This is a genomic window from Natrinema limicola JCM 13563 (genome assembly GCF_000337475.1).
Taxonomy (GTDB): domain Archaea; phylum Halobacteriota; class Halobacteria; order Halobacteriales; family Natrialbaceae; genus Natrinema; species Natrinema limicola.
In genome coordinates, this window is sequence record NZ_AOIT01000031.1 from 1 (window position 1) to 14,185 (window position 14,185).

At 62.3% G+C, this 14,185-nt stretch carries 13 protein-coding genes; 7 read left to right on the forward strand and 6 right to left on the reverse strand.

Going from position 1 to position 14,185, the window contains the following annotated elements:
• On the forward strand, positions 1–768 hold a 768-nt coding region (locus C476_RS07640; protein WP_008011559.1), incomplete at its 5' end, for an IS200/IS605 family accessory protein TnpB-related protein.
• 205 nt (positions 769–973) lie between these two features.
• Here the strand turns inward: C476_RS07640 and C476_RS07645 are convergent.
• A complete protein-coding gene (locus tag C476_RS07645; RefSeq protein WP_008011561.1) occupies positions 974–1,240 on the reverse strand; it encodes a HalOD1 output domain-containing protein in 267 nt (88 codons plus the stop codon).
• Between the two features lie 336 nt (positions 1,241–1,576).
• Here C476_RS07645 and C476_RS07650 point away from each other — a divergent pair, with 336 nt between their 5' ends.
• Together C476_RS07650 and C476_RS07655 are read left to right on the forward strand one after the other, a co-directional pair.
• On the forward strand, positions 1,577–4,411 hold the full coding sequence (locus tag C476_RS07650; protein ID WP_008011563.1) for an ATP-dependent helicase: 2,835 nt from the start codon (positions 1,577–1,579) through the stop codon (positions 4,409–4,411).
• Positions 4,412–4,494: 83 nt separating this feature from the next.
• Complete coding sequence (locus C476_RS07655) at positions 4,495–5,019, forward strand: Lrp/AsnC family transcriptional regulator (protein ID WP_008011565.1); 525 nt, start codon at positions 4,495–4,497, stop codon at positions 5,017–5,019.
• Positions 5,020–5,108: 89 nt separating this feature from the next.
• Here the strand turns inward: C476_RS07655 and C476_RS07660 are convergent, their stop codons facing one another.
• Positions 5,109–5,771 carry an AIM24 family protein gene (locus tag C476_RS07660; RefSeq protein ID WP_008011567.1) on the reverse strand — a complete coding sequence of 221 codons (663 nt, stop codon included), beginning with the start codon at positions 5,769–5,771 and terminating at the stop codon, positions 5,109–5,111.
• Positions 5,772–6,095: 324 nt separating this feature from the next.
• Here C476_RS07660 and C476_RS07665 point away from each other — a divergent pair, with 324 nt between their 5' ends.
• Together C476_RS07665 and C476_RS07670 are read left to right on the forward strand one after the other, a co-directional pair.
• Positions 6,096–7,097, forward strand: coding sequence for a TIGR04024 family LLM class F420-dependent oxidoreductase (locus tag C476_RS07665; protein ID WP_049911655.1), 1,002 nt, complete (start codon positions 6,096–6,098; stop codon positions 7,095–7,097).
• Between the two features lie 142 nt (positions 7,098–7,239).
• Positions 7,240–8,241, forward strand: coding sequence for an AIR synthase family protein (locus C476_RS07670; protein WP_008011571.1), 1,002 nt, complete (start codon positions 7,240–7,242; stop codon positions 8,239–8,241).
• 63 nt (positions 8,242–8,304) lie between these two features.
• Here the strand turns inward: C476_RS07670 and C476_RS07675 are convergent, their stop codons facing one another.
• The 3 genes from C476_RS07675 to C476_RS07685 form a co-directional block, all read right to left on the reverse strand.
• A complete protein-coding gene (locus tag C476_RS07675; RefSeq protein WP_008011573.1) occupies positions 8,305–8,619 on the reverse strand; it encodes a YbjQ family protein in 315 nt (104 codons plus the stop codon).
• A 111-nt stretch (positions 8,620–8,730) separates the two neighbouring features.
• Entirely contained in the window at positions 8,731–9,570 is an 840-nt protein-coding gene (locus C476_RS07680) for a phosphatase PAP2 family protein (protein ID WP_008011575.1), read from the reverse strand.
• A 60-nt stretch (positions 9,571–9,630) separates the two neighbouring features.
• Positions 9,631–12,369, reverse strand: coding sequence for an AAA domain-containing protein (locus tag C476_RS07685; RefSeq protein ID WP_008011578.1), 2,739 nt, complete (start codon positions 12,367–12,369; stop codon positions 9,631–9,633).
• A gap of 216 nt (positions 12,370–12,585) precedes the next feature.
• On the opposite strand from C476_RS07685, the gene C476_RS07690 reads away from it, so the two are divergent.
• A complete protein-coding gene (locus C476_RS07690; protein ID WP_008011580.1) occupies positions 12,586–13,143 on the forward strand; it encodes an SPW repeat domain-containing protein in 558 nt (185 codons plus the stop codon).
• Here C476_RS07690 and C476_RS07695 read toward each other — a convergent pair.
• Positions 13,140–13,394, reverse strand: a complete 255-nt coding sequence (locus C476_RS07695; RefSeq protein WP_008011582.1) for a hypothetical protein — start codon at positions 13,392–13,394, stop codon at positions 13,140–13,142. The two genes, C476_RS07690 and C476_RS07695, sit on opposite strands and share 4 nt — an antisense overlap.
• 174 nt (positions 13,395–13,568) lie before the next feature.
• Between C476_RS07695 and C476_RS07700 the strand changes: the two genes are divergently transcribed.
• The gene (locus tag C476_RS07700) at positions 13,569–14,120 is read left to right on the forward strand and encodes a hypothetical protein (RefSeq protein ID WP_008011584.1); all 552 of its coding nucleotides are present in this window, start codon (positions 13,569–13,571) and stop codon (positions 14,118–14,120) included.
• The last annotated feature ends 65 nt before the right edge of the window (positions 14,121–14,185 follow it).

A 14,185-nucleotide genomic window follows, 5' to 3' on the forward strand; every position in this document is an offset into this window, starting at 1 on the left:
GGCAACGCCTTCTGGATTCCACTTCGAATCAACCCCGAACAGGAATCGCTCTGGTTCGACCTGCTCGACGAGGATGTGACGGTTGGGGAGTTTCGACTCCAACAGCACCGCACGAATTGGGTGCTGCACGTCACCGTCGAGTACGAGGTCGCCGACCCAGAGATCCCGGACGACCCGACTCGAATTGGTTTCGATATCGGTGAGTCCAAGCTTCTGACGGGCTGTGCCTGTCAGAACGATACTCCGATCCAACCGTACATCTACAATGGTGGTCGTGCTCGAGCACTCCGCAAGGAGATGTACACAACGTTGAAACGCCTCCAAGAGCGTGACACCGAGCAGTGGCGCGTGGACGAACGCTTCGACCACTATCAGAACGCCCTGACGGACATCGTCGAGAAGGCGTCTCGGGAAGCCGTCGAGTACGCCGAGTCCTTTGACGATCCAGTGATCGTGCTCGAGGACCTGTCGTACATCCGCGAGAATCTGGATTACGGGAAGTACATGAACCGACGTTTGCACTCGTGGGCGTNATACGTGAACCCGCGTTACACGAGTCAGACGTGTCACGCTTGCGGTCACATCGGTCGTCGTGGGTCACAAGCTGAGTTCTCGTGTACGAACCCGGAGTGTTGGGTGACGGAGTATCAGGCAGATATCAACGCAGCAGCGAACATCGCTGGTCGCGTTGACCCGTGGGGAGAGAGCGTTCCTTGGAAACCGGAACGCGATGACTCGCCACGGGANCTTGCGCTCTTTGAGTCCTGAAATCTCCCTCGACGCGAGGCTTCCCTTGTAGGAAGCCCCGTCCTTTAGGACGGGCGAGGATGTCACACTGATTTCCGCATCATGCAGCACTAAGCGGCTGCAACTTCTTGTTGACGCAAGCGGCGACGCTCGAAGTGGACACTAAGAGTATTGCTTACGACCGACGAATAAGAGATCAATCGAGTGTTGGGAACTCCGAATCGGTTCACACTACCGTTTTGTCCGCCTCTGTGACTGACGTGTGATCTACCACGTTCACGTCTCCCGTCTCGTCGATCGAGACCATGTAATCGTTGTACGTGAATTTGACTGTGGACGGAACCCGCTCGCCATCGACCGACTGGAAGAGTGAGTCGAGCGCGTCCGTGTCAATGACGTAGTGAAGCGGTGGCCGAAGTTCTTCCGGTGAAACTCCTTCTTGTTTGGCGATTTCTTCGACAACCGTGAGGCTGATTGAGTGAGTGCTTTGCACAATCACCGCTGCCAGATACCGATATATAAAATCGACCGTTCCTCTAATGACGTGCGTCAGACAACCTACTGTGAATAATTTTTCAGAGGTTGTTTCCTAATTTGGGATCGTATGACTGTTAGTAATCACTTTACGGTAATCAGAGATTGAAAGTGAGGATTCAGTGATAAATACGCATCGATCCCCCGTTCTTGAGCTGACTCGAGGACTGCGAGTCCGACGAGTCGGCGACCAACGATTGAAGGCCCTGACCGACAGTTGAGACCGTCGAACCGAGGGTTCACTTTCACTTTGGTGCCCAAACGCTCTTACACGCCGCCCCCGGAGACGACGGTAATGGACGGGGACGAGCGCCTCGAGCTGCCGGTTGCCGACGATTCGCTGCCGTTCGATCCGGCCGCTGTCACGATCAAGGATGGCGATGTCTTCGACTCCCTCGAGCCGGTAGTCCAGGAGTGGTGGCTCGAGGCGTTCGGCGAGTTCGTTCCCGAGAACGAGGGCTTTTTTACACCGCCACAGCGGGGTGCGATCCCGAAGATCGACGCAGGGACGAACACGTTGGTCTGTGCGCCGACGGGGAGCGGCAAGACGATGTCGTCGTTTCTCTCGATCATCAACTCGCTGTACCGGCGGGAACGAGATGCCGACGACGTCGACGGGCAGCGCCCGTCTGCTCGGGAGACGGAGTCTCCCGCTGGCCTCGAGAACTCGGTGTACTGTCTCTACATTTCGCCGCTGAAATCCCTCGCGAACGATATTCACCGCAATCTCGAGGTGCCACTCGAAGGTATCGAGGAGATCGCGTCCGAGCGCGAGGACGCGTCGATCGGTGAGATTCGCCACGCGATCCGTCACGGCGACACCGACTCCAGCGACCGCCAGCGGATGCTCGAGGAGACACCCCACATCCTCAATACGACGCCGGAAACGCTCGCGATCTTGCTCAACTCGCCGAAGTTCCGCGAGAAACTCCGTACCGTCGAGTACGTCATCGTCGACGAGATCCACTCGCTGGCGGCGAGCAAGCGGGGGACACACCTCGCGGTGAGCCTCGAGCGACTCGAGGCGATTGCCAACGGCGAGATTACGCGAATCGGCTGCTCAGCGACGATCGAACCCCTTTCTCGGGTCGCGGAGTTTCTGGTGGGCCGTGATGAACCGCGTGGAGCGCCGCGGGACTACGAGATCGTCGACGCCCGGTTTGCCCGTGAGTTCGACCTGCAACTCGAGTGTCCGACCGCCGATCTGATCAATACGTCCCGTGAGGTAGTTCAGGAGCGGTTCTACCAGCAACTCCACGACCACGTCCAAGCGCACACGAACACGCTCGTATTCACCAACACGCGCTCGGGGGCCGAACGCGTTCTCCACAACCTTCGGGAGCGCTTCGGCGCCTACGACGAGGCCAACTCGGCCTGTCACCACGGCAGCCTCTCGAAAGAGGTTCGCCAGGACGTCGAGGGACGATTGAAGGCTGGCGACCTCGAGGTGGTTACGTCTTCGACGAGCCTCGAGCTTGGCATTGACATGCCCCATATCGACCTCGTGGTGCAGGTCGGCTCGCCCAAAAGCGTCGCTGCCCTCCTCCAGCGGGTCGGGCGGGCGGGCCACCGCGTCGGCCAAACTGTGACAGGACGGGTGATCGCGCTCGACCGGGACGAACTCCTCGAGTGTGCGGTCATGCTCAAGACGGCCACGGAGGGGTTCGTCGATTCGGTGTCGATCCCCGAGAACGCTCAGGACGTGGCCGCCCAGCACGTCTACGGGATGGCGATCGCCGAGATCCGACCCGAATCCGAACTGAAAGGGATCCTCCGGCGGGCGTATCCCTACCGGAACTATACGAACGATGAATACGAGTCGCTCATGCGATATCTCACCGCCGAGTACGCCGGTCTCGAGGACAAGAACGTCTATGCGAAGGTCTGGCGGGACGAAAACGATCCGCCGGACGGCGAGCACCACCACGAAGCGTACCCGGTCGGCGAGTCGCTGATCGGCAAACGCGGCCGACTCGCGCGGGTCATCTACATGACCAACATCGGGACGATTCCCGACTCGTTTACCTGCGATGTCCACACGCGGGCGAGCGACGAGTGGGTCGGCCAGCTGGACGAACAGTATCTCGATACCTTGGAGAAAGGGGATGTCTTCGTCCTCGGTGGCGATCACTTCGAGTATCGCTATCGGCGCGGCTCGAAGGTCTACGTCGACCGCACGAGCGCCCGCCCGACCGTTCCCTCGTGGTACTCCGAGCGGCTGCCGTTGTCGTACGATCTGGGCCGTGAGATCCTCGCGTTTCAGCGTGACCTCCTCGAGCGCTACGACGCTGGCGGGCCGCCGCGGGTTCGCGCGTGGCTCCGGGAGTTTCCACTTGACGACGACAGCGTCCGCGCGATCGCTCGGCTGTTCGATCATCACGTGCAGTACGCTGGCATAGAGAGCGTGAGCACGCCTGACCGGCTCGCGATCGAGGTCGTCCGCGACCGCGAGGAGTACGAACGCCATTACTACGTTCGCTCGAACTACGGCCGAAAGGTCAACGATGGCCTTTCCCGCCTGCTCGCCTATCGCTGTGCCCAGGAAGCGACGGCGAACGTCCGCGTCGCAGTCGCGGATAACGGGTTTGTCCTCTCGATGCCGCTCAACCGGAAAGTCGATCTCGAGGGCATTGTCGCCGACCTCGAGGCCGACGATGTCCGTACGGATCTCCGGGCGGCGCTGTCCGGAACCGACCTGCTCCAGCGCTATTTCCGGATCAACGCGACCCGCTCGCTCATGATCCTCAAACGCTACAAGGGCTACGAGAAGTCCGCCAGCGAACAGCAGGTCTCGAGCGAGATGCTGCTGGGCTTTGCCGAAGATCTCGAGGACTTCGCCGTGATCGAGGAAACGTATCGCGAAATCTTGGAGGACAAACTCAACGTCGCCGAGATCGAGGCCATCGTCGACGCGATCGACGCGGGCGAGCTTGATCTCTCGCGGCAACTCCTCGATTCGCCGACGCCGCGGGCGTTCGGGCTCGCGACGCTGTCGGCCAGCGACGTCGTTCTCGCAGAGGATGAAAGCGCCGCCCTCCAGTCGTTTCACGAGCACGTCCTCGAGGAGATCGGCGAGGAGTCGCTGGCGGGCCTCTCGACGACTCGAGACACCGATTCGCAAAACCGGTAACGTCACTGCATGCGAACGCACGACGGCCGTCCGATCGATCTAATATCAATCTATATCAAGGCCGCCACGACAGTTGCACTAGCATGAGCAGCGATCCACCGAACTGGGATTTTAAAGATCGGGATATCGCGATTCTCACCGAACTCGCCGACGATCCACAGCTCTCCTCGAGAGAGCTCACCACGGTCCTCGAGGACAAGTACGACATCGATGTCTCCCACGTCACCGTCAGCGAGTCGATTCGACGGATGCGCGACGAGGGGGTTTTCCGCGAGGCGATCATCCCCAACGAGGAATATTATATCTTTGCGCTGTTCGAGTTCAAGTTCAATACTGAACACTTCGCCGATCACTGGCGTGCCGCGATGGAGGACATCCGAGCGGACAAACACACGCTGTTTTTCTTCCTCGCCGATGGGGAGTACCAGTGGAAGACGATCATGATGTTTCGCGACCGGCAGGAAGTTCCCAAGTGGATCCACGACTGCTACTCGAAACACGGCAAAGTCATCGAGAACGTTCGGAACTCCGCGGTCCACAACGTCCTCAAGTTCCAGACCGATCCCCAGATCTACGAGGACCTTGGCAAGGACCGCAGCGAGCGATGACGCCTCCCGGCGCGGCTTCGACAGTCAGTGTTCTCTTCGCTCTCCGCTCATCATAGCAGTAGATCCGGTTGCCACACTGCGCGTTCGGCCTAGGGCTGGGCTCCTCCTTCTTCGTACGGCTGGATGACGACGAATCCCTCCGAACCCGTAAATTCCATCTGGATGTTCTCCCCAGAGGTTTGCCCGATCTCGATCGTTTTGTTTGTCGCAAACGACGGCGAGAGGTTGGTACTCCAGGCGACAGTCGCATCCGGATCGGTGGTGACTGGCGGTGTCACCACCAGCGGATCCCCATGGGTGGTGATCGCAACTTCGCCCGGGCCAGTGAGGTACACGTTCGTCAGGCCTCCCGCGGCGACTTCCGAGAGGCTGCCGATGGTATTGATTTCGTAGTCGACTGTCGACTCGAAGGCGAGGACGTCGTTCCCGTTGACCGAGATCGACTGTCCCTCATCGAGCTCGAGTATCTGGACTTTCTTTCCCTGATCGGCGACATAGAGGTGGCCACTCCCTTCGGCTTCCATCACTGGTGTTCCCTCGCTCGACACTGCCTCCTTGACGAACCCTGTGAGTCCACCCTCGGCAGACGACTTTCCGGTGAACGTCAGCTCCCCAGTGTATCCGATCATTGAGCCGGCTTTGACCATCACCATTCCGTCGACGGGAATGTCGAGAAGCCGCTTGTTTTCCCTTTGAAATCCGCTGTTTCCGTCTTTCGGCGCGTTCGATTGTGTAAATTCTTCTACATCCATGGTGACACTCGAATTACTTGTTGGAGAACCATAAACACTTTTACGCAAAAATATCGATGTCGAACGGATCGACAGCAAACGACTGACTGCCGGTCACAACCCGCCACCCGACGGTCGCTCGAGCGTGTCGACAGTGTCGAGTCAGGCTGACTCGAGCCACTGTTCGTGAGCGTGCTTGGGTCGCCGATGTGAGCGGAGGCTGTCTCCGAGTCAGAGCTGACGGTGCGACCTGTTCCAGGCAGACGCTGACCCCGAAATAAACGGTCCACCACCCGTTTTCGGTTCCCATACACCCAAAAGGCCGGGTTCCATGTGTGTATGACGATGGTTGACAGAGATATCCACCTTCCCGTCGCCGCACAGCCGACGATCGACTCGATCGTCGACTACACACGGGCGGCCGAGACGGCCGGCTACGACTGTGTGTGGCTCCCCGAGACGTGGGGTCGCGACGCCGTCACCGTCCTCTCGGCGATGGCCGAGCGAACGGAGTCGATCGACATCGGCTCGAGCATCCTCAACACCTACTCGCGGTCGCCGGCGCTGCTGGGCCAGACGGCGGCAACGCTTCAGGAACTCGCCGCGGGCCGCTTTCGGCTGGGACTCGGACCGAGCGGCCCGGCCGTGATCGAAAACTGGCACGGGATGACGTACGGCAACCCGCTCAAACGGACCCGTGAGACGGTCGAAATCGTTCGGCAAGTCCTCTCCGGCGAGCCCGTCGACTACGACGGCGACGAGTTCGAACTGTCGGGCTTTCGGCTGCGCTGTGCCCCGCCGGAAACGACCCCGCCGATCGAAGTCACTGGCATGGGTCCCAAGGCGGTCGAACTAGCGGGCCGATTCGCCGACGGCTGGCACGGTATCATGCTCACGCCCGAGGGGATCGATACGCGACTCGAGGATATCGAGCGTGGTGCCGACCTCGGCGATCGCGATCCCGACGACGTTCACGTCACTGCCGGCGTTACCTGCTGCGTACTGGACGATCCCCAGGAAGCCCGGGCGCTCGCCCGCCAGCACGTCGCCTTCTATATCGGCGGGATGGGGACGTTCTACCGGGACTCCCTCGAGCGCCAGGGTTACGACGAGGCCGCCGATATCTACGATGCTTGGCAGGCTGGCGAGCGCGAGCGCGCGCTCGAACTCGTCGACGAAGACATCCTCGACGACCTCTGTGCGGTCGGCGATCCGGAGACGGCTCGTGAGCAACTCGCACGCTACGAGGCGATCGACGGGCTCGACGCCATCGCGGTCAGTTTCCCGCGCGGTGCCGACGAGGAGGGGATTCGCCGGACGATGGACGCGGTCGCGCCTGACGCCTGATACGGTCTGCTGTACCGATTTGCCGGTGCAACCGCAGTGCGGGTTGCGGTTGCACCGGAAATGACTTACAGTAGTCCGTCTGAGGGAATCGAGAAGCGAGTTCTTCGACAGCTACAAGCCGCGCATCGACCCAGTTCGTGGTATGCCCGGCAAGGTGAGTCCGGACGATCTGCTCACGCACGTCTTCCAGCGAACGGGGGCGGCCGAGACCGACGAGACGGTATTACAGGGCCCGGCAGAGGGCGAAGACGCCGCCGCGATCGACTGGCCCGACGGCGAGGGAACGCTCGTGGTCAGCTCTGATCCGATTTCGCTGGCCGCCTCGCAGGTCGGCCAGCTCGGTATCGCCGTTGCCACCAACGACATCGCCGTCTCGGGGGCCGACCCGCGATGGCTGACCGCCGTCGTGTTGCTTCCAACTGGCGTCGACACGGACGTCCTCGAGGAAATCTCTCGTGACCTCGACGCCGCAGCGCGCGACCTCGGCGCGTCGATCGTCGGCGGCCACTCGGAGTACGTCGACCAGCTCGAGCGGCCGCTGCTCTCGCTGACGGCGATGGGAGCGACCGAGCGGTACGTTCCGACCGGCGGAGCTGAGCCAGGAGACATCGTCATCCTCACCAAGGCGGCAGGTATCGAGGGGTCGGCTATCCTCGCGGCGGATTTTGGCGATGACCTCGATGTCGCTCCCGAAATCCGTGAGCGCGCTGCGGGCTATCTCGAGGAGATCAGCGTCGTTCCCGAAGCTCAAATCGTCCGCAAGTACGCGACGGCGATGCACGACCCCACAGAAGGCGGCGTCACGTCGGGCTTGCTCGAGGTGGCCCGCGCCTCGGACGTCCGGCTCGAAATAGACCGTGACGCCGTCCCGGTTCGCGAGGCCACAGCGACGCTGTGTGCTGCCGCTGGCGTCGATCCGCTGCGAATCTTTGGCTCCGGCGCATTGCTTGCGACCGTCCCCGAGGACGCGCTCGAGGCGTGTCTCGCCGATCTCGAGGGTGCAGGACTCGAAGCCGCGGCGATCGGCTCCGTCGGCGCGCTCGAGGGTGACAAACCGGAACTCATCCTCGACGGTGTGTCGATTACCGAGCCGATCGAGGACGATCTCTATCCGCTCTGGGAGCAGGCCGATCGCGAGGAGTGATCGGCTCGAGCAAGCGAGTTCCGAGCGTGTTGACGACAATCAGACGTATGAGAGGGGTCCGTCTCAGTCGAGTCGGACGGCTGTGCCGTACGCGATGACTTCCGAGCCGCCGTTTGCGATCTCGGAACTCTCGAGTCGGACGTTGACGACGGCGTCGGCACCCATCGACTCGGCGTCCGCGACCATGCGTGACATCGCCTCGTCGCGCGCGTCGGTCAACAGTTCCGAGTAGGCTTTGAGCTCACCGCCGGTGATATTACGGATCGACTGTGTGATATCGCGGCCGACGTTTCGCGCTTTGACCGTATTGCCGCGTGCGATGCCAAGCGATTCTTGAACCTCGCGGCCGGGGACCGTTTCAGTGGTGACGAGTTCCATACACCATCATATAGGGCTGCTAACAATAAGTATTGTTTCGATAGCGTGAGAGTCTGCGTGATATTGGATACCAGCGAATCGACGGCGCTACCACTGACCGTCGGACGACGCTCACCGTGACTCGAGTACGTCGACCTCGAGGCGACCGACGGCGGCCGGCGCGAGGAGGATGCTGGCAACGAGGATCGCATAGAGCACGACTAGTAGTGGTTCGACCGCTTCGACGGCCGATTCAGCGGCTTGGACGACGGCCACGAATCCCCCACCGACGACGAAAAGGACGAGTCCCTCGAGCCGGGAGCGCAGTTCTGGCAGGGCCGAAAGCCGTCGCGAGCCCAGCAGGCCGCCGATCGAGCCGCCAAGGCCAAGCAACGAGTCGGTCGTCCCGCTGGCGATGACGACCGCGGGAACCGAGAAGACGAACGCGACCGCGAAGCCGATCGTCGGATCGCCACCCGTGAGCCGGTCCATGGCGACGACGAACGCGACCCCGAGGACCGAACCAACGATCACGTCGCCGAGGTAGTGGACACCGAGAACGACCCGCGAAAGCGAGACGAGGACGACGAGCGTCCCGGCAGCAAGCAGCGCCCGTCGGTCCCGTGTTCGGTCGTACGCAGAGACGAGACCGCCGTAGACGACGGCTGCGGCGAAAGCATGTCCGCTCGGGAAGCCATAGCCGGTGCGTTCGTCCTCGAGTGCGACGAGCATGGCATCTGCTGGCGGCCGCGGCAGCGCAAACAGCGTCTTGAGCGAGAGCATGAGCGCCAGTCCGGCGACCGCGTAACTGATCACGAGCGCGCTCCGGCGACGACTCGACCACCAGAATAGCACCGAAAGGAGGAGCATAAGCGCTGTCGTTCCACCAAGTTCGGTCACGAAGACGATGAGATCCGCGTACTCTGCGGAGACGGCATTTCGAACGAGCGCACTCTGCTCCTCGAGTCGCATGTCATCGGTCGTTACGCTCAGCGGAAGATAAATGTCGGAGTTTCATGCCGTCCAGACACGTTACCGTCGTGCCCATGCGAGCATGCGCTCGTAGACCGGATCGGACGCAAGTGCCTGCGCGTCGCCGACCAGCACGAGCGCGCGTTTGGGCCGGGTCAACGCGACGTTGATCCGGCGATAATCCTCGAAGATCGGCCCCTCGAGCGTGCCGGTCGCGGTAAAGGAGACGATGATGACCTCTTGACTCGAGCCCTGGAAGCGGTCGACGGTGTCGACGGCGACGTCGTCGGGGACGTGGTTCGAGATTTCCGAGACCTGCGCACGGAAGGGGGCGATGACGCCGATTTCGGAGCGCTCGAGGCCGGCAGCCTCGTACGACTCGATCAGGTCGGCGATCCGGGCGGCTTCCTCGCTGTCGGTGTACTGGCTTCGATCACCCTCGATGTTGACGAACGAGACCGGATCCTGCAGGCGTTCGGGCAAGGCGTCCCGAGAGACACCCTCGAGATCGTCGAGCGTCCGACTCGCGACCGGCGATGTCGCGGGCCGAAGCTGGCCGTCGTAGAATTCGGTGGAGGCAAATGCCTGAATGCGCTGGTTCATCCGGTATTGGCGGTCGAGCATGACGCCGGCGTCGGGATACAGGTCGACGAGTCGTTCAAATAGCGACTCGGAGAGTTCGTTCTCGGCTCGCACGACGGGTGGCAACTGCTCGTGGTCGCCGACGAGGACGAACCGCTCGGCCAGGTTGATCGCTGCACAGGTCCCCGGTTCAGTGAGCTGGGCAGCCTCGTCGACCAGCGCCACGTCGAAGGTCTGTTCTTTCATCACCCGCGAGCCACAGGTTGCGGTCGTCGCCGCCACGACCTGTGCGTTTTGCAGTTTCGCGACGCGATCGTCGGGATCGCCCGCGCGCTCGAGCCGATAGGGCGCCATATCCTCACGAACGCCACTTTCGGAGCCGATGCGGACGACCTGGTCGTCGTCAATCACGGCGGTCAATTGCTCGAGGGTGGCCTCGAGTGCGTTGTCGACGGCCCGATTCGTAAAGGCCGACAGCAGGACGCGCTCGCCGCGCTCGACCATCGCACGGATGGCCTGGGCGATGGTGTAGGTCTTCCCGGTGCCCGGCGGGCCGTGGATCAGCGCGCAATCTTTCGCGCCGACGGCCTTCGTTACGGCCTCGTTTTGGTTCCTGTTATTGCCGATAAACTCCTCGTCGATCGCTTCGAACTCGGGCTCTGTGCGCCCGAACAGGATATCCTTGCGTCGCGCGTCGCCTTTCAGCAGTGCGTCGTGCATCGCGACGAGCAGCCGGTCGGTCGTCAGTTCGGAGGGATAGACGTCGAGGCGTGTGACTTCGACCGGCTCGTCTGCTGTGAGGACGATCTCGTCGTCTAACCGCTCGATCCGCGCCAACTCGGAGTCGCCCCGAACCGGGTGGCCGTCACTCGCAAGGACGAGGTCGCCCTCGCGGAGCTTCGACGTTGCACCACCTTCGCGGCGCGCTCTGAGTTCCCAGCGGCCGCCCTCGAGCGACCGTTTTTCGACGAACTCGAGGTCGATCAGCGCGCGGTCGTCGTCGGCCCGTTCCTCGGCGCTCTGTTCCCAGAGTTTGGCGTACTCGCGGTGGACCTCGCGGCGTTCCTCCTCGATCGCCCGGTAAAAGCGCTCGAAGTACTCGCGTTCCGCCTCGGGCAATGGCTGACCGATCTGGCCAGCCTTGGAGTCCTGATCGAGGCGGCCGGAGACGACCATGCAGGTGTCCTGCTCGAAACAGTATTCACACTTCGCGTCGGCCTCGTAGCCGGTCGGCACCCCATTGCTGACTTCCATCGCCGCGATCTCGTTGCGCAGGCGGACGACGTATTTCAGGAGCCCATCACCCATCGAGAAGTCCTTTGCAGGGGTGAGATCGCCGGTCTCCTCGTTGCGATCAAGCGCCGAGTTCTTCGTATAGAGTAAGGTTCCGGTGTCGACGTCGCCGCCGTGTTCCTCGAGCAACAGCGCGTAACAGGCGGCCTGGACCTTGTCCTTGAATCGGGGTTCTTTTTTCAGGTTCTTCCCCGTCTTGAGTTCGACCGGCGCGCCCCGCCTGATGGCGTCGGCTCGCCCGCGGATGCCGAAGGTTTCGCTGATGAGCAACTGCTCGGAACGCCAGTTGTCGTCCTCGGTGAGCCGGCCCTGCTCGAGCCATCCCTCAATTGCTTTGGCGTTCTCGCGAACGTCTTCGACGACGGCTTCAGGCGTCTCGCCCAGCAGGCCGAGTTGGAGACCGCGTTCCTCGATGCGGGCGTCGATCGACTCCTCGAGGTCCCGGCCCCGCAAGAGGTCGCCGAAGACCTCGTGGACGAGGGTCCCCTTGACGACGGGATAGTTCAGCGGGACGCCCGAGAGCTTGTTCAGGTAGTACAGCCGGGGACACTCGACCCAGTTGCGGATCGACGTGACGCTGACCAGAAAGGAGGGTTCGACGACGACGTAGGAGTCGCCCGTCGTCGCATACTGCGTCTCACCTCGGAACTCCTCTTCTTTCGCGTTCGTCACGAGCAGTTCCATCCCCGGCTCGAGCAACGCCGCAGACTCGGTCCACTTGTTCCAGAGCGTCACCGTCGTCGTCTCGTCGCCGTCCGTGACGGCCGCCGTTCCGCCGTCGCTGAGCGCCGGCGTGGCGTTGCCGGGCGGTTCGATCCCGTCGTCAGCCAGTCGAAGCGGCACCTCGGCGAGTTCGCTTTCGCCGTAGCTCGTCGACACCGACCGCACGTCGACCTCGTCAGCGACGGTTCCGCGTACGTACACAGCCTACTGTCACGGTCGAGTGATCAAAAACGCTATCGGTCGCTTGGCCATGGCCAGCGAGCGAGACGCGCTGAGGGACAGTCGCGTTCACCCGCCGATAAGACGCGTTTACTGTCCGTTTCAGTGAGATGCGGAACCGTCTCTATTATCAATCGAACCGTGATGAGAAGAACGGACGCGGACGCTTTTGCGGGCGAGCGCCAACCGCTGTCTGCTATGAGCGACCCTAACAGCGACGACCGTCGGTCGGGTGGCCCGCCCGAGGACGGCACTGACGACGGGCCACCCAGCCGCACCGAACCGGCAGCGGCCGACATCGATTCGGGCACCGGCGTCGGCGATCGAACGGATACGGGCCGTGACCCACGTGACGAGTCTACCCAAGTCGCAACCGGGGAACGCCGGCGAGACACGTCGGTCCTCAGCCTGCTCGTCGCCGTCATCGGGGTGTGGGTCGCGCTGTCGACAGTCGTCTTCGGGACGACTGCGGCTCCGCTCTGGAACAACGTCCTCGCCGGCCTCGTCATCGGCGTCGCCGCAGGCTACAACTACTACCGACTGACGAACGACATCCCGCTTAGTACCGCCATCGCGTCACTGGTCGCCATTCTTGGTATCTGGCTCATCGTCTCGGCTGCGCTGCTCGAGATGACTGGCGGCCCGTTCTGGAACACGATCGCGTCCGGGCTGTTGGTCGCCGGACTTGCGGGATACAACGCCTACGAGGCCCGCGACGCACGGACGGTCGCGACCGAACCCGAGACGGGAACTTAGATCCGGTCCGGCCCGTAGTCGGCCTCGAGGCGACGGATACGGTGTTCGGCAGCGTGGTGGCTCATTGCGACGGCGGCAAATACCAGCATTACGGCGGCAAAGCCGATCGAGACAGCCGGCGAGACGCCGTTGACGTAGCTATTACCGAGTTGTCCAAGCGCCAGTGCAAGCGGAGCAAGCGTCAGCAGCGAACTTTTCACCGGCGTGGCACGAAACAGTTCGACAAACGAGAGTGAGTGACGGCCGGACATAGGGAAAGCGTCGGTTACGTTCCCTGTGATGGGAGCCATCGTATCCCTTTTGATTCCGTCTCACATCCCCGCGCCGCGTGGCTCGAATCGGTCATTGTCTCGCGTAACAGTCGTTTCGGGGCGTCTGTCGAGGTAATCGATACGTTCTTTCTGCCGGCAATCTAACCGGCGCGTATGCGGATACGCGAGTGGCAGGACATACTCGAGGACGTCACGGAGCGAGATGTCGATCCGGAGGACTGGCGTGCCGTCGCCGGTGACCGCGCCGGTGGCGTCGGCGAAGACATGTACCTCGCGCATCCCCGGGCCGGCGTCTTCTTCCTGAAAACGTACGCGAAAAACCCATTTGAGGTGCGTGGCGTCGGGACGCGGGTCGCCCGCAATCTCGATGACGAGATCGGCTCGTTCATGCCCGAACGCGACGCAGGTGGCCGCTTTGCGGTCCAATCACCGCCCGAAGACGAAGCTCAGGCCGAGACTGTCGGGAAGCGCCTCGAGACCATCCTCGAGACGCACGCGGACGCGCCGACCCGCCCGCAGGACCTGTTCGACGACGTGATGGAGGCCATCGAGAGCCCCGCGTTCGGGCCGATGGCGTACGATCAGTACGACCGCCCCGACGAACTCAAGGGCCTCGCCGAGCGCTTCGAGGAGGCCGACGAGCTACTGAACAGCGAACTCGACGACCTGATCGAGACGGATGAAGTCGATCGGGGCTTCATGTGAGACTCGGTCGAGGCGCAGTAACCTGCGTTCGCGTCCGGTGGCTCTTTGGGAGCGCACTTCGAGCA

Coding starts and splice junctions, on each gene's coding strand:
- C476_RS07650 (WP_008011563.1), top strand. CDS start 1,577: ATGGACGGGGACGAGCGCCTCGAGCTGCCGGTTGCCGACGATTCGCTG.
- C476_RS07655 (WP_008011565.1), top strand. CDS start 4,495: ATGAGCAGCGATCCACCGAACTGGGATTTTAAAGATCGGGATATCGCG.
- C476_RS07660 (WP_008011567.1), bottom strand. CDS start 5,771: ATGGATGTAGAAGAATTTACACAATCGAACGCGCCGAAAGACGGAAAC.
- C476_RS07665 (WP_049911655.1), top strand. CDS start 6,096: ATGGTTGACAGAGATATCCACCTTCCCGTCGCCGCACAGCCGACGATC.
- C476_RS07670 (WP_008011571.1), top strand. CDS start 7,240: ATGCCCGGCAAGGTGAGTCCGGACGATCTGCTCACGCACGTCTTCCAG.
- C476_RS07675 (WP_008011573.1), bottom strand. CDS start 8,619: ATGGAACTCGTCACCACTGAAACGGTCCCCGGCCGCGAGGTTCAAGAA.
- C476_RS07680 (WP_008011575.1), bottom strand. CDS start 9,570: ATGCGACTCGAGGAGCAGAGTGCGCTCGTTCGAAATGCCGTCTCCGCA.
- C476_RS07690 (WP_008011580.1), top strand. CDS start 12,586: ATGAGCGACCCTAACAGCGACGACCGTCGGTCGGGTGGCCCGCCCGAG.
- C476_RS07695 (WP_008011582.1), bottom strand. CDS start 13,394: ATGTCCGGCCGTCACTCACTCTCGTTTGTCGAACTGTTTCGTGCCACG.
- C476_RS07700 (WP_008011584.1), top strand. CDS start 13,569: ATGCGGATACGCGAGTGGCAGGACATACTCGAGGACGTCACGGAGCGA.